Origin of the sequence: Alkalispirochaeta alkalica DSM 8900, from assembly GCF_000373545.1 — a bacterium.
GTDB classification, from domain to species: domain Bacteria; phylum Spirochaetota; class Spirochaetia; order DSM-27196; family Alkalispirochaetaceae; genus Alkalispirochaeta; species Alkalispirochaeta alkalica.
The window spans coordinates 169,677-184,600 of record NZ_KB891736.1; the positions used below are offsets into that span (position 1 = coordinate 169,677).

Here is a 14,924-nt window from a genome sequence, read left to right on the forward strand (position 1 = left end):
CTCCTCCGAAGGGCCGGCATGAGGAAGACCGCCGAAGCGGTCATGTCGAGGACAGGCCGGGTACAGCAGCGTGGAAGGGGGGCNGTCAGGCGGGTCAGTCCCCGCAGGACCCCCGAGGGGCCGCAGAGATTCACGAGGGTGAGGGCCACCGTCACCGCTGCGGTGAGGCGCGCGGCGTAACTTGTCCAGGCCAGNAAGGTCTCCAGGGAAGGGGATGAGATCAGGCGTGCCACCAGGACCGCTCCAAGCATGACCAGGAGNCCTCGCAGGGAGCGCCAGAGGTAGCCCGGTCTGCACCCGCCTGGCCAGACAGCCAGAAAAAGAGTTGCTGCTCCCGCAGCCAGGGCCAGCAGCGGTGCGGTCACGGCCAGAAGGATCGCCTGGAGAAGGATCGCTCCCAGGAGAAGGGTAGCGCAGAAGGCGTCTGATNGCAGCGGAGCCGCTCCTGCGGTCCGGCGGGACGAGGCGGGGCGGGGAGCACGGGCGGGGCGCATCACGAGAAAACCCTCTCTCCGGCCAGGGGTCGCAACCCCTGAGCCGGGGTAATCAAGTCGACCCCTCCCGAAGGATCACCCTGATAGAGCACGCGGCCCTCCGAAAGAATCACCAGTTGATCCACCAGGGGCCAGATATCCTGGGACTCGTGAGATGCCAGGATAACCGCTCCCCCTTCGCTCCGGAGTAGCTGAAGTCGGTCCAGAAGGTTCTGGATGGAGGGATAATCCAGCTCGATAAAGGGTTCGTCCAGGAACAGGAGCTCGGGCCGGCCCATGAGCGCCCCGGCGATTGCCAGCCGTCGGCGCTGTCCCCCGCTCAATTCTGCCGGGGCCCGATCCAGCAGGTCCGTCAGCCCCAGGGCAGAGAGGATGCCCTCGTCCAGAGAGGTCTCCCGGGGCAAGCCGATGAGCAGGTCTTCCCGGAGGGTCGCGCCGAAGAGCTGTTGCTCGGGGTTCTGGAAGACCACCCCCGACAGGCGGTGGAGGGACGAGGCATCGTTTCCCAGAGGCCGTCCCTTGAGGAGAATTTCTCCCCGGTACCTCCCGGTGAGCCCCAGCATGGTGCGAAAGAGCACCGACTTGCCGCACCCGTTTGTCCCCAGAAGGAGCGTGATCGTTCCGGGATGAATTGTCAGGGTGATATCGCGGAGGATCTCCCTGGGAGGATCTCCCAGGGAGACCGAGACCGCCTTCAGNTCCAGGATCGCCATAGGGAGGAGGGCAGGGAGCGTAGCAGGACGATCACCGCACCGGCCTTGAGGAGGTCCCCCGGTATAAAGGGAGCCGTACCGATCCAGAAAGCGCGGGAAAGGGGCATTTCGAGAATCATGGCGAGCCAGGGCAGGCCGATCAGATGGACCAGGGAAAAGCCCGCCAGAAGAGCAAGGATCTTTCGTGCCATCGATGCATCGTGGGGGGAGGCCCCTGTTCCCCGGCCAACCCGGATCATCCAGGAGGTGATCGCCGCCGCCGGAAGGTAGGAGAGGAGAAACCCTCCCGTGGGACCGGCAAAATGGGCGAACCCGCCGGTGGCTCCCGCAAAAACGGGCAGTCCCAGTGCCCCCAGGAGCAGATACGTTCCCGTGGCCACCAGGGCCCAGAGAGGTGTCATTACCAGTCCGGTGATGATGACAAACATGTTCTGAAGCACGATCGGCACGGGCGACCCCGGAAGAGGAACCGAGACAAACGCCCCGGCCGTTATCAGGGCGATGCAGACAGCTCCTACCTGGGTCCGCAGGGCGTAGGAAATATCAGGGTTGGTGGTGGTGCTGGTCATTGTAGGTGATCTCCTTTGTCGGAAGGCGTTCGATGCAGGGCCAGTTCTCGTTGTCGCCCTGAATCCGTTGTAATACCCGTTCTGCTGCGTGGCGGCCGATCTGGTCGATGGGCTGGGCGATCGAGAGGCTGGGCACACTGGATACAGCAGAGAACTCCATGTTATCGAAGGCGGCAAGGTACAGATCCGGGGGGATCTGACCGCGCTGAAAGCTGATGTAGCGGATCACCCCGATGTGCATGAAGTAATTGGCGATCATCACCGTGCGCGGCGGGTCGGGTTGCTCCATGAGATTCTTCATGAGGTGATACCCGCTCTCTATGTGAAAGTCACCAAAGAGAAGATGTTCTTCCCGGGGAGGTATCCCCTGGTCGCGAAGGGCCTGGATGAACCCCTGGTATCGCTCCCGGGCTGTGAAGATGTGGGGTTGCCCCCCGATAAAGCCGAAGGAGCGATGCCCACCGGTGGCCAAGCGGGTGATGGCCCGGTAGGTGGCCTCCCTGTTGTCCACCAGGACGGCGTCGGTGGTGAAGTTCTCTACGAGTCGGTCCACCAGAACCAGGGGTACCCGGGCCTGCAGAGCCAGGGCCAGATGGTCCCCCCTGCTGCCGCTGGGAATGGCGATGATCCCGTCCACCTGTTTCTCGAGAAGCAGCTCCAGGGCCGCTTCCTCGCGTAACTCGCTCTCCCGGGCGTTCACCACTATCATGGAGTAGCCTTCTTCACCCAGACGATCCTCCACGCCCCGGGCGACGCGCATGAAAAAGACGTTGTCTATCTCCGGCGCGATCAGCCCCACCGAGAGGGTCCGCTTGGACTTGAGGCTCCTGGCTACGGTGTTCACCTTGTAATTCAGGAGCGACACCGCATCAAGCACGCGTTGCCGCGTTGCAGGAGAAATGCGGTGATCGTTGTTGACAACCCGCGAGACCGTGGCTGTGCTTACCCCGGCCTGACGAGCTACATCCTTTATTGTTGCCCCCACGAGGCTGGATGGTAGCCATCGAGGGGGGCGGTGTCAATGCGTTCGGCCAGGGCCCTGGTGCGGCGCNCGGGAAAGGGGCGCCACCAGAGGTTCTACCCGAGAGCCCGCAGGGCTCGGGCGTAGTCCGGCTCCTGGGATATCTCAGGGACCTGTTCGCAGTGGATGACCCGGTTCTCCTCGTCCAGCACCACCAGGGCTCTGCTGAGAAGCCCGGCGAAGGGGCCCTCCAGAATCTCACAACCGTAATCCCTGCCGAAGGATCTATCGCGAAGGTCACTCAGGGTCACCACGTTCGAGACCCCCTCGGTTTTGCAGAATCGGGTTGCCGCGAAGGGCAGGTCCCTGCTGATGGTGAGGCAGACCGCCTGGGGCCGCTTTGCCATCTCCTTGTCGAACTTCCTCGCGCTGGCCGCGCAGACGCCGGTATCCAGGCTGGGGACGATGTTCAGTATTTTCTTTTTCCCGGCGAAATCGCCCAGGCCCTTGTCCTGGAGCTTCTCGTCGGTGAGACGGAAATCCGGAGCTTCCGTGCCCGGGGCGGGCAGGGTTCCCGAGGTTCTTGTGGGTGTTCCCTTGAATGTGATCGTTGCCATGGTGAAAAGATAGGCCCTGGAGGCAGGCCGGGCAAGAGATTTCTGCGGGTGCGGATATGGATGTGGGGGCGGGTGCATCGATGGCCTGCGGTGACCATCGGTTGAAGCTGCGCCCGGTGGGCCCCTGCCTCGCGGGGGGCTAATCCCCGGACAGATCCTTGAGGCTCATCACGGCGGGAATGGCGCGAATACACTTGATAACCTTCTTNAGGTCCTGGCGGCGTTCAACCTCCAGGGTGAAAATCGCCTCCAGATTCCCCGAGGGTTCCTCGTCTATCTTCCCCTGGATAAGATGGCCGTGAACCTTGCGCACTGCCCCTTCGATTTCGCTGAAGAGGTCATTGGTCTTCCGGGCGATCACCCGAAACTGGTGGGTCACCTTGGGAGATACCGTCTCCCATTCAACCTCGATAAGCCGCTCGTCCACGTCGGGAATGCTCTGGAGACTCCGGCAGCTTCGCTTGTGAATAATGATTCCCCGACCCCGGGAGACATACCCCACGATATCGTCGCCGGTTCGGGGGGCGCAACACTGGGCAAAATGGATGAGCAGGTTTTTCTCTTTCCCCACCCTGATCTCTACCTTGTGCTGGTCGAGAATTTGCGATGTCTCGGGCGAAAGTTTTCTCTGTTCTCCCCGGGGCCGCTCCTGTTTTCCCTTCTGTCCCTGGGAGGCCCCCTCCTGAGGATGGGAAACCTTGCGGGCCACGATGCTCTGGTTGATGATCAGNTGCTCGTCGTGCTTGTTGAGCCAGGCCCGTATCTTGCTGCGGGCCCGGGAGGTCCGGGCGTAGCGAAGCCAGTTCAGGTGCGGGTGGGCATGGGGATTTGTGATGATCTCGATCACCTGAGTGTTCTGTAGTGGTTGCCTCAGGGGAATGATCGAGCCATCAGCCTTGGCTCCCGACACGTGGTGTCCCACCTCGGTGTGNATATGGTAGGCAAAATCGATCGCTGTTGATCCCTTGGGGAGCTGGATCGCATCGCCCTTGGGGGTAAAGACGTAGATCGAATCACGGAGAATCTCGCGCTTGATCTCCTCCAGAAACTCGTTCGAGGTGATCCGGGAGTCGCGCAGATTTTTTACGCGATTCATGATCTCCAGCTCCACGGGGCGATTCTGGTTTCGCCCGGACCCTTCCTTATAGACCCAGTGAGCGGCGATCCCGTACTCAGCGGTGCGGTGCATCTCGTGGGTACGGATCTGGAACTCGATGACCCGTCCCTGGAATCCCAGAACGGCCGTGTGAAGGCTCTGATACTGGTTGGCCTTGGGCATGGCGATGTAGTCCTTGAACCGTCGGGCGATGGGTGGCCAGAGCCGGTGGACCATCCCCAAAATCTGGTAGCAATGGGTGGTGTTATCGCAGAGTATCCGGATGCCCAGGAGGTCGTAGATCTCGTCGATGTCCTTCCCGAAGCGTTTCATCTTCTGGTAGATGCTGTAAAAGTGCTTTGCCCGGGTCTCCACGGTGATGGTCAGGTTTTCTTCCCGGGCCGCCTTCAGGACGGCCGTTTTCACCCGCTCCAGGTAAGCCGTCCGGTTGTTCCGCTTGTCCGAGACCCAGGTCTTGATCGACTGATAGATTTCGGGATGAAGGTGCTTCAGCGAGAGATCTTCGAGCTCGTCTTTCATCCAGCTGATCCCCAGCCGTTCCGAGAGAGGGGCGTAGATGTCCAGCGTTTCCTGGGCGATCTCCCGCTGACGGGGACCCTGTTTATACCCCAGGGTTCGCATATTGTGGAGCTTGTCGGCCAGTTTGATGAGGATTACCCGCACATCCTTGACCATGGCCAGGAGCATCTTGCGGATCGTCTCCGATGCCTGGACGTTCCGGTTCTGGGCGTTCACCATGGCAATTTTGGTGACGCCCTGAACAAGGCTCTCCACCTCGCGCCCAAAGATCCGTCTGAGCTCGTTGCGGGTCATGTGGGTATCTTCCAGAACGTCGTGGAGTAGCGCTGCCACGATGGTGGCGGCGTCCATGTTCAGGAAGATGAGGATCTCTGCCACCTGAAGAGGGTGCACGAAGTAGGGCTCTCCCGAATCCCGCAATTGGCCCTCGTGGAGNTTTGCAGCGAGCTGTGCTGCTTCCAGGATTCGCTCCTGTTCCGGGGCNCGGTAGGAGGATGTAATCGTCTGCAGTTCCTCAATCGTGGTGATCATCGTCTCGCTTCTTCCCCGCTTCCTCTGGGCCTCGTTCGTCTAGGCTTNCCGCCGGGCCCGGATGACCCGATCGTGGCCGGCATAATCTGCTGTAATCACTACGTCGGCAAAGCCGCAGCCCTCGCATATTTCGCGGATCGCCTCGCCCTGGCCCGAGCCGCATTCCAGAAGAAGCTCCCCTCGGGGGGAGATCTTTTCTGCTGCCTGGGGGATCAGCTCGCGGTACGCCCGAAGGCCGTCTTCCCCTGCTTCCAGCGCCCGGGAGGGTTCTCCCCAGCCCCGGGAGAGAACAGCTTCGGTCTCCTCCCNGGTCAGATAGGGCGGGTTTGCCGTGACGATATCCACCGGCGGGGCCAGACCCTCGAGCCAGGAACCGATCCAGGAGCTGATCGCCCCGGCATCTCCCAGAATATCCCGGGCGTTCCGGCGAGCCCACTCCAGGGCGTCGCTTTCAATATCGGAGAAGCTGGGGACCAGCCTGAGGCCCCGGGCGGCACATTCTGCCGTCACCGCGATGGCCACGCAGCCTGAACCGGTACAGCAATCGTGGTACCGGACGGGCCCGGACCTCTCCATGATCGCCTTCAGCGTCTCGTCCACAAGAAGCTCCGTCTCGGGACGGGGAACGAGCACCCCGGGGCCCACGGAAAAGGACATCCCCCGGAACTCTTTCCTTCCGATAATATACGCTATAGGCGTACCGGAGGAACGGGCTTCTGCCAAATTTCTGAATATATCGATCTGCGGTGGGGCGATGACCGCCTCCAGGGGCTGGCCCAGCTCCGCCAGCAGCGCTGCCCGGCTCTGCCCCGTGGCGTGTTCCAGCAGAAGGAGCGCGTCGAGCCAGGGGGACTCGCTCGTGCCCTGGAGTTTCTTCACGCTCTCTGCGACGAGGTCCCGAAGTGTCAGGACGAGAGCTCCTCTTCCATGGTGTGCAGCCGCAGCGCTTCCACCACCTCCGAGAGGTCTCCCTCGATAATGTGATCAAGTTTATACAAGGTGAGATTAATTCTGTGATCGCTTAACCTGTTCTGGGGAAAGTTGTAGGTGCGGATCCGTTCGCTTCGGTCACCGCTTCCGATCTGGCTTCGTCGGTTCTGGGCCATCTCGTCGCGGCGTTTTGCCTCTTCCTGTTCGAAGAGGCGGGCCTTGAGGACGCGCAGAGCCTTGGCCTTGTTCTTAAGCTGGCTCTTTTCGTCCTGACAGATTACTACCAGACCGGTAGGGATATGGGTGATGCGCACAGCCGAATCGGTGGTGTTCACGCTCTGTCCTCCCGGGCCGGATGAGCGGTAGACGTCGATCTTCAGATCCTCCTGGCGTATCTGAATGTCCGTCTCTTCGGCCTCGGGGAGTACTGCCACGGTAACGGCCGAGGTATGAATGCGCCCACCCGACTCGGTGGAGGGAATCCGCTGAACCCGGTGGACTCCGCTCTCGTATTTCAGGTGGCTGTAGACTTGGGAACCCGCCACGGAGAAGATAATCTCCTTGAAGCCCCCCACCTCGGTGGCGTTCGTCTCGAGGATCTCGATCTTCCATCCCCGGTCCTCGGCGTAGCGAGCGTACATACGGTAGAGGTCCGAAGCGAAGAGCGATGCCTCGTCACCGCCCGTGCCTGCACGAATCTCGAGGATCGTGTTTTTTTCGTCCAGCGGATCGGGTGGAAGCAGGAGAACCTTGAGTTCCCGTTCGGTATTTTCGGCCTGTTTTCGAAGGGATATCAGCTCTTCTTCGGCGAGATTCTTCATCTCCTGATCCTGTTCCTCCTGGACCAGGAGTTCGTTCTCGGCTATCTCCCGGGAGGCCTCCTGGAGACGGTCCCAGGCCTCGCTGATTCCCGAGAGGCGGGCGTGTTCCCTCATAATCTCGACAGCCCGCTTTTGATCGCGGTGGAGATCGGGGTCGGCCACGAGGAGTTCTACCTCGCGGAGGCGGGCCTGAAGCTGGTTGATTCGATCTATAAGATGGCTGTCCACGATGTCTCCTGTTCTTACCGGCCTCGCCGGCGGTGGGACTGGAGAAAGCCGAAGAGGCTTCCGATAACGCCCCCCGCGATATGGGCAAACTGCGAAACCGTATCCTGCCGGAGTGAATTGGCGATCTCCTGCGTGAGGAAGAGCACCACGATCAGGATGAAGGTCAGGGGGATCTCTCCCTGCCGAATGTTGGTGAAGGAGATCAGGAGAATCATCATGAAGACGATGCCGCTCGCCCCAAGCAGCGCTGTGGGAAGAAAGAGAACATTCAGCAGCCCCGTGACAACGGCGGTGATGGTCATCATGATGAAGAGACTGGTGGAGCCGTACTTTTCTTCCAGGATCGGCCCGAGGAGGAGGATGAAGGAGAAATTACCCATGAGGTGCCCCCAGTTGGTGTGACCGATGACGTGGGTGAAGAGGCGCAGGTAATCCAGGACGCTTCCCGGGTCCATCCGGGCCCGTACCAGAAAAAAGGATTGGGTCAGGCCGGGAAAGACCGTCTGGTTAAGCAGGAGAACAAGCGAAGCGCAGAGGGCAAAGGAGAGCGTTACCGGCGCGTTGTATCGTATTTTCATGACGGTACAGTAGTTTTCGTGTTACAGGACTGTCAATACTCTTGATGAGCCGCAATCTTGATGATCTGTGATCTTGATGACCTGCGATCTTGATGAGCAACACGATCGGCTCTGCCCGGTTCGTGGCGGGTTTTATTTCTTCCCACGGGGAGCAAGAAATGAGTATCCTTCGGATATGAACGATTCCTTTGAGCGAAAACCGGACTGGCTTAAAATCCAGCTGAATACGACAGAAAACTTCCGCTATCTCAAGCGGTTAATGCGGGAGGAGCGGCTTACCACGGTGTGTGAGGAAGCCCGATGCCCCAATATTCACGAGTGCTGGGGAAAACACAAAACGGCAACCTTCATGGTTCTGGGTGAGATTTGCACTCGTCGCTGCCGGTTCTGTGCGGTGAAAACGGGTGTTCCCCTCGCGCCGGACTGGGGGGAACCCCAACGAGTCGCCGAGTCGGTGGCAAAGATGGGGTTGGTCCACGCGGTTATAACCATGGTCAATCGTGATGATCTGGCCGACGGGGGAGCCTCGGTGGTGGCCGAGACGGTGCGGGCGATTCGCGGGGCTGCCCCCGGATGCGCCGTGGAGCTTCTCACGGGAGATTTCCAGGGAGACCGCGAGGCGCTGGGGCTGGTCCTGGAATCAGAACCCGAAGTGATGGGGCATAACCTGGAGACGGTGCGGCGTCTCTCGAGGCAGGTTCGCTCCCGCAGCGACTATGACCGCTCGCTGGGGCTCCTGGCCGCTGCCCGGGATATAGCACCCGGCCAGGCCCTGAAGTCGAGCCTTATGCTGGGGCTGGGAGAGACCGAAGACGAGGTTCTGGTCGCCATGGATGATCTGCTGGACCAGGGCGTGACAATTCTGAACCTGGGGCAGTATCTCCAGCCCACGCGTCGGCATCTACCGGTCCAGCGTTACTGGACTCCCGGGGAGTTTGCCCGCCTGCGAGAACGGGCTCTGGAAAAGGGGTTCAGCTTCTGCGATGCGGGACCCCTGGTTCGTTCCTCCTATCACGCCGGGGCAGGCTATCTGGAATATCTGAGAAACGCCAAGACCTGATCCAGGAATTTCCGAATCCCCGGGAGGGGCGTTCTTCCCCGGGCCCGGTCCTGGCCGATGAATCAGGACTACAGAACCGGCCTTCTCTGTCAAAGTATCCCGAAAAAANGTTCGGGGAGGCAGAGAGAATGNCAATGCACGAGGGTCGGCGGGGGACCAGTGGATTCAGATCGCTTCAGGGGCTCTTNCTGGNGCTTTTCGGTGGGGTATCGATCGGCCTGCTTCTTCTGGTATCGGCCTTCATGGTCTGGCAGGTGGNTCGGGTTCAGCGGGCGACGGTGAGCGAGATGGCCGATCAGATCGTGGAGGCCCGCACCGCCGAGGTGGGCCGATGGCTCGCCGGGCATCTCGATATCGTCCGGACCATGAGCGAGAGGGTGATCATCAGCGGCGGGAATTTCGATGAAATCTCCCGGGATCTGCAGAGTCGCCATAACCGCATACACCGGGACCACGAGAATATCTATTTTATCGATCTCCAGGGTAATTTCATCACCAGCGATGGCCTGACGGGGAACCTCATGCACCGCGACTACGTGCAGGCGATCTACCAGGAAGGGCAGTCCTGGGCGATTTCCAATGGGGTGATAAGTGTTGCCACGGGAAATGCGGTTGCTGCGGTGGCGCACGAGGTGCGGGACGATTCCGGCGACCCTGTGGGAATCGTGGCAGCCTCGGTAACGCTGGCGGGGTTGAGCGAACTGGCCGGCGAGATGCGGTTTGGCCTCGAAGGAATGGGCTCGGTGGTCGACGGCACGGGGCTGGTGATCGGCGATACGCGGCCCGAGATACGGATGAACCTTAATGTTGCCAACGCTTCGGGGTACACCGGTCTGGAAAGTATAGCAGAGGATATGCTGGCCGGACGAAGTGGCCACGGCGACCACACCATCCCGGACGGGCGGCGTTTCCGGGCGGTCTATCGTCCGGTCCCGGGGTCACCCAATTGGTCTGTGGCGTATCTTCTGCCCCATACCGATTTAAATGCCCCCGTGGTTCGGCTGGTGAGGATTGTGGTGTTCTCCATAGCCTGTGCCGCCCTGGGAATCCTGGTGGTGATTATGGTATACACCCGGCGCTTTGTGGGAATCCTCCGGGAGTGTGCAGAGCAGGCCGAGGAATACGCTGCCGGAGATCTGACCCNTGATTTGACCAGTGAGTACGAGCAGTCTTTCCTGAGGCGTCGCGATGAGCTGGGATCCCTGGCGCGGGCCTTCGAGAAGATCCAGGATAACATCGAGTCCGTGATCGGGAGCATAACTCGTGGTGCCACGCACCTGACCGATACCAGCCAGAACGTGAATAACGCAGGCAGGGAAATGGCCAGGGGGTCGGCCCTGATTTCCGGGATGGCCCAGGGGCTTTCCCAGGGATCCACCCAGCAGGCAGCGTCGGTAGAGGAAGTCTCGGCCTCGATGGAAGAAATGGCCGCCAGTNTTCAGCAGAGTAGCGATAANGCCACCACCACCGAGAAAATGGCGCTGGCCTCGGCTGAACGGGCCGAGGAGAGTGGCCTGGCCGTTCGGGAGACGGTGGAAGCCATGAGAGAGATCGCCTCCCGAATCACCGTTATCGAGGATATTGCCCGGGAGACGAATATGCTCTCGCTGAANGCAGCGATCGAGGCGGCCCGGGCAGGAGAACACGGCAAGGGCTTTGCCGTCGTCGCGGTCCAGGTACGAAAGCTTGCCGAGAACTCCGCCTCGGCGGCCAGGGAGATCAGCGGTTTGAGCAACCGATCGATGGAAATCGCCGAGGGGGCGGGTCTGAAACTGGAGGAGATGGTTCCCGATATCCGGCGAACCGCCGAGCTGGTTCGGGAGATCGCAGCCTCGAGCCGGGAAATGACCTCCGGGGCCCGTCAGGTTAACGCTGCCGTGGGAGAGCTCGATCAGGTGATTCAGCAGACGGCATCTTCCTCGGAAGAGATGGCCGCCACGGCCGAAGAGCAGTCTGCTCAGGTGGATGGCCTGGCGGCAACGGCCGATGCGCTTCTGGAACAGGCTCGGAGNCTGCGCGNATCGGTCTCCTTTTTCAAGCTTCGCCAGAATATATAAAACGGAAATGATGTCCGGACTGTAGCGATGGTGGAGAATCGGGTTGATCGGAAAGGGACTTCNGCGTGAGCCGGGCCGATGGTAAAAATCTGCGGGGTTGCGCTGTTCCAACGTGCTGGAGGAGATGTCGGGTATGATTGAGGTNGATTTTGCGTATCAGGAGCAGAGTGGGATNCTGACGATCCTGGTGAAGGGTATCATTACGCACAAGACAGGGCTGTTGCTCGGTGAGCATGTGNTACAGGGGGTAGAGAGGTTCGGTTCGCACCGGATCCTGGTGGACCTCCGCAGGGCCCGAAACACTTCTCCCCTGTTTGAGAACTACCGGGCCGTATACCGTTATAAGGAGCAACACAGCGATATCGCCCGGATCGCNGGGCCTCTTCGTATAGCCTTTCTGACCGATCCCGATGATTCGAGTCATGATCTCCTCCTGGCAATGCTGGCCACGGTATGCACCGATACTCACGCCCGTCTCCACAGCAAGGACGANGAGAGCGCCCGAGGATGGTTGCTCTGGCAGCCCGGTAGTTCGAAAATTGAGAATGCTGCCGCAGGATAGCGCGGAAGAGGCGGGGAAGGTAAAAAAAATCAGGAGGAGAAGTTGAAAAAACTGAAGAGTGTCCCTAGACGGATTGCCGCTGTCAGCGTCCGCCTCTGTTGTGTTCTGGTTCTCGCGGGAGGCCTTGCTGGATGCCTTGCGGGCCGGCCGAGCATGAACAGGCTAATAGGTAATGTGAACAGCGGATTTCATCATGCGCATCGGATAAATCAGACCGGGAGCTTGGGAGACCTGCTGGGAAGGCTCGACCAAATCAGGGGCGACCTCCAGAAGATACACTCACGACGGGAAGAACTCGGAGATACGCAACGACGACAGCTGAACGATCTGCTCGTGGAGAACCGCTATTTCGGGTTTGAGGAGTTCCGATTCTGACCACCTTGGGTGCGGTGCGATCCGGGAAGGGTGGGAGTATCTTGAGACTGGGGTAGCCATTCCTGCTTCCGGGGTACCTGTATTCACGCGGTGGCGCGGGACAGATCGACGCGATGGAAGGCCAGGACGGTTTTTCAGAAAAATTGTCTTCCATATTACGAAAAAAATGTTGTGTTTTGCGAAACACCAGTGTATCCTACCGGGGCTCGTCCAGGAGCTCCGAACAGTCTGATGCGTGGTGTCAGGCGGATGTAAACCCGGTAAATGCAATGCAAATAATTTCTCCTGCAAAGCCTTGAGGCTTCGGTGCCGGGTGAACCGGGCCAGTGCGAAAGGCTGTGACAGGCTCACAGAGGGGTGGAGGTGTGTCATCGTTTGTATTCCTTGTTGCGACCATCGGCGTAGTAAATAGTTTTCTCTTTGCCCTGCTCGCCTGGAAGGCCCGACCGTTTGCCCGGGAATATCGTCATGCAGGAACGTGGTTATCGGTGATTTTCCTCTGTTTCGGGATCGCCCTGGCCCGGCTCTTGTACCGGGAGTTATATAACCCGTCGGAGAAGCCTCTCCTTTTCATGACCTGGCTCTCGGTCCGCTGGATCTACGGGCCGGCCCTGTTGTTCTATGTTCGGTCCGTGCTGACCCCGGAACGGCTGCGGGGCTGGCGAACTCTCCTGCCACACAGCGTGCCCTTTCTGCTACACTTTGTCGTTTTGACACCCCTGATTCTCTCCTTTCTCCCCGATCTCATCCCCGGCAGAGAAGACGGGGGATTGGGCTACGTCTTCTCTGCCGGGCCCGTGCTGGCGCAGGTAGCGCATTTCTTTTGTTATGTGGGGCGGATGAACACGGAGTTATTCGAAGCGTCCATCAAGAGAATTGGCAACCCCTTTCTTGAGGAACGGCGTCAAGCCTGGATTATCACGGTTGTTACGGCGGCTCGGGTAACGACGGCGGTTTTTCTGGCGCTAACCCTGGGCTACGCCTTTTTTCACCTGCCCCGGCAGATACTGATCGTTACCGCACCCTCAGAGCAGTTTCCGTTTCACCGCATCACCGCCGTCTACATGTTCCTGCTCCTTCATTATACGGGATACAAGGGACTCGATATCGGTATTGACGAGCTCCTTCCCCGATCTTCCCGGTGCAGGGATATGTTATCCGTCAGGGGAATACCCGGGGGCATGACCGGAAAACCAGTTGAAACGCAGGAGTCCCCGGGCCCGGATGATCGGAACATGAGCCGCTACACTCGTTCTTCCCTGAGTCTTGTCGAGGCGGTGAGAATTCTGGCTCGAACGCGTCACCACGTGGAGACTCGGGAGCGATATCTCGACGCAGATCTTACCCTGGATTCGCTTGCCCGGGAGCTCGGTCTGAGTCGCCACGCCCTCTCCCAGGCCCTGAACCAGGTCCTGCAACAGAACTTCTCGGAGTTCATCAACTCCTATCGTCTTGAGCGGGCCCAGAAGCTTCTCCGCGATCGATCGGCAGAGCGGATAAATCTGATTGACGTGGCCTTCGCCTCGGGGTTTCGCTCGAAATCGAGCTTTAACGCCCTCTTCAAACGCTATTGTGCCATGACCCCCTCGGAGTACCGCAGGCGCTACGAGAAGCAGGAACTCCCCGAGGACTCGCCTCTGGTGGCTCTGTAGCCCCCCGGAGGGGGCCTCCCCGACGATTTAGGACGATTGTGGGGGTGCTTACGTGGTCTTCTGGGCTTCGATCCTCATTTTACAGATTGAGTCATCATGCTGAGCCGGAAATTTCTGAACGAATCGGAAAATTCAGAGCGTTATAGAGTATCTTTGAGGTTATAATTATCTTATGGGAAGAAAAGCACGCAGACAAGACGGTGAAAAAAACTCGCCAGGAATCAAAAGATCGGGAAAAAAGAGGAGATCGGAAAGAAGAGAGGCAAGATCGTTCCCGACATTTCACCTCCGGTTGCGGGCCAAGATGCTCCTCGCCTTTGGTTCGCTCTCCCTGATCATCCTGGGAGCGGGTGGCACGGGAGCCCTGCGGATCGCCCGGCTTCACCAGGATGCCCGACAGATTACCGATCAGGCTACCCCCCATCTCTACGCCATCATGCAATCCCGTCTGGCTGTCATTCAGGCCCAGCTCCTGCTCGAGAACGTGATCGCCGGTTTTGAGAATTCCCAATCCCTCGAACGGGTTCGGGCTCTCTCTGCCCTTGCCAACGACTATCTGGAGGCGGTTATCGAGGGAGGAGTTGTGGAGGGACAGGAGTTTCTTCCCGCCTCGTCGGAGGACGCCGAGTTCGCCCTGCGTCAGCTCCAGACCTACTCCCTGTCCATGCGAACGATGGTGGAGAATCGGGTTCATTTCTTTGAAACGGCAGGCCGGGATAACGTAACCCTCCGACAGGGCTTCATCCGCAATCAGCAGCAGTACGAGAGCGCCGCCGAGCGGGCCCAGACCGTGATCGACCGGGAGGTTCTTGAGACGGTGGCGGTGATGAACGCCAACGCCGCCCGGGGGATGCAGCTCCTCCTGGGGGCCACGGCGGTGAGCCTCATCCTGGCCCTGGTCCTGGCGATCGGCCTCTCGCGCCACGTGGTCAACCGGGTGCGCCTCACCCGGGATATCGCCAGGAAACTCGCCACGGGGGACCTCACGGCCCGCGTGACCGTCCGGGGCCACGACGAGATCGGCGAGATGGGTCGGGATATCTCCTCGGCCGTGGAGGGGCTGAACCGGATCGTGGGAACCGTGGTGGAACGCATCCAGGTTCTGAACGCCACGGGAGAGCAACTCGCACAAAACGCCGA

General features: G+C 60.0%; 13 protein-coding genes. 5 read left to right on the top strand and 8 right to left on the bottom strand.

The window, feature by feature from the left end:
* Positions 1 to 493: 493 nt before the first annotated feature.
* The 8 genes from B071_RS17440 to B071_RS0112000 form a co-directional block, all read right to left on the bottom strand.
* Positions 494 to 1,207 (bottom strand): ABC transporter ATP-binding protein, encoded by a 714-nt coding sequence (locus B071_RS17440; protein ID WP_018527317.1) that lies wholly within the window; start codon positions 1,205 to 1,207, stop codon positions 494 to 496.
* A complete protein-coding gene (locus B071_RS0111970) occupies positions 1,189 to 1,776 on the bottom strand; it encodes a biotin transporter BioY (protein ID WP_018527318.1) in 588 nt (195 codons plus the stop codon). Before B071_RS0111970 ends, B071_RS17440 begins: the two co-directional genes overlap by 19 nt.
* Positions 1,751 to 2,761: a LacI family DNA-binding transcriptional regulator gene (locus tag B071_RS0111975; protein WP_026245203.1), complete on the bottom strand. Its 1,011-nt coding sequence runs from the start codon at positions 2,759 to 2,761 to the stop codon at positions 1,751 to 1,753. The genes B071_RS0111970 and B071_RS0111975 overlap by 26 nt, the downstream gene beginning before the upstream one ends.
* Before the next feature lie 92 nt (positions 2,762 to 2,853).
* Positions 2,854 to 3,354, bottom strand: coding sequence for a thiol peroxidase (tpx, locus tag B071_RS0111980; RefSeq protein ID WP_018527320.1), 501 nt, complete (start codon positions 3,352 to 3,354; stop codon positions 2,854 to 2,856).
* A gap of 139 nt (positions 3,355 to 3,493) precedes the next feature.
* On the bottom strand, positions 3,494 to 5,521 hold the full coding sequence (locus tag B071_RS0111985) for a RelA/SpoT family protein (protein WP_018527321.1): 2,028 nt from the start codon (positions 5,519 to 5,521) through the stop codon (positions 3,494 to 3,496).
* Between the two features lie 39 nt (positions 5,522 to 5,560).
* Positions 5,561 to 6,430, bottom strand: a complete 870-nt coding sequence (gene prmC, locus B071_RS17445; protein ID WP_083914922.1) for a peptide chain release factor N(5)-glutamine methyltransferase — start codon at positions 6,428 to 6,430, stop codon at positions 5,561 to 5,563.
* Positions 6,427 to 7,500: a peptide chain release factor 1 gene (gene prfA / locus B071_RS0111995; RefSeq protein ID WP_018527323.1), complete on the bottom strand. Its 1,074-nt coding sequence runs from the start codon at positions 7,498 to 7,500 to the stop codon at positions 6,427 to 6,429. Before prfA ends, prmC begins: the two co-directional genes overlap by 4 nt.
* Before the next feature lie 14 nt (positions 7,501 to 7,514).
* Positions 7,515 to 8,078: a rhomboid family intramembrane serine protease gene (locus B071_RS0112000; RefSeq protein ID WP_018527324.1), complete on the bottom strand. Its 564-nt coding sequence runs from the start codon at positions 8,076 to 8,078 to the stop codon at positions 7,515 to 7,517.
* 175 nt (positions 8,079 to 8,253) lie between these two features.
* Here B071_RS0112000 and lipA point away from each other — a divergent pair, with 175 nt between their 5' ends.
* The 5 genes from lipA to B071_RS0112030 all read left to right on the top strand — a co-directional run.
* On the top strand, positions 8,254 to 9,138 hold the full coding sequence (gene lipA, locus B071_RS0112005; RefSeq protein WP_018527325.1) for a lipoyl synthase: 885 nt from the start codon (positions 8,254 to 8,256) through the stop codon (positions 9,136 to 9,138).
* Between the two features lie 287 nt (positions 9,139 to 9,425).
* Positions 9,426 to 11,195 carry a methyl-accepting chemotaxis protein gene (locus B071_RS17450; protein WP_498365810.1) on the top strand — a complete coding sequence of 590 codons (1,770 nt, stop codon included), beginning with the start codon at positions 9,426 to 9,428 and terminating at the stop codon, positions 11,193 to 11,195.
* A gap of 604 nt (positions 11,196 to 11,799) precedes the next feature.
* Positions 11,800 to 12,132: a hypothetical protein gene (locus B071_RS19760; RefSeq protein ID WP_157703208.1), complete on the top strand. Its 333-nt coding sequence runs from the start codon at positions 11,800 to 11,802 to the stop codon at positions 12,130 to 12,132.
* Positions 12,133 to 12,497: 365 nt separating this feature from the next.
* Complete coding sequence (locus tag B071_RS0112025; protein ID WP_157703210.1) at positions 12,498 to 13,784, top strand: helix-turn-helix domain-containing protein; 1,287 nt, start codon at positions 12,498 to 12,500, stop codon at positions 13,782 to 13,784.
* A 304-nt stretch (positions 13,785 to 14,088) separates the two neighbouring features.
* The coding region (locus B071_RS0112030; RefSeq protein WP_215730297.1) for a HAMP domain-containing protein at positions 14,089 to 14,924 on the top strand (836 nt) is incomplete at its 3' end.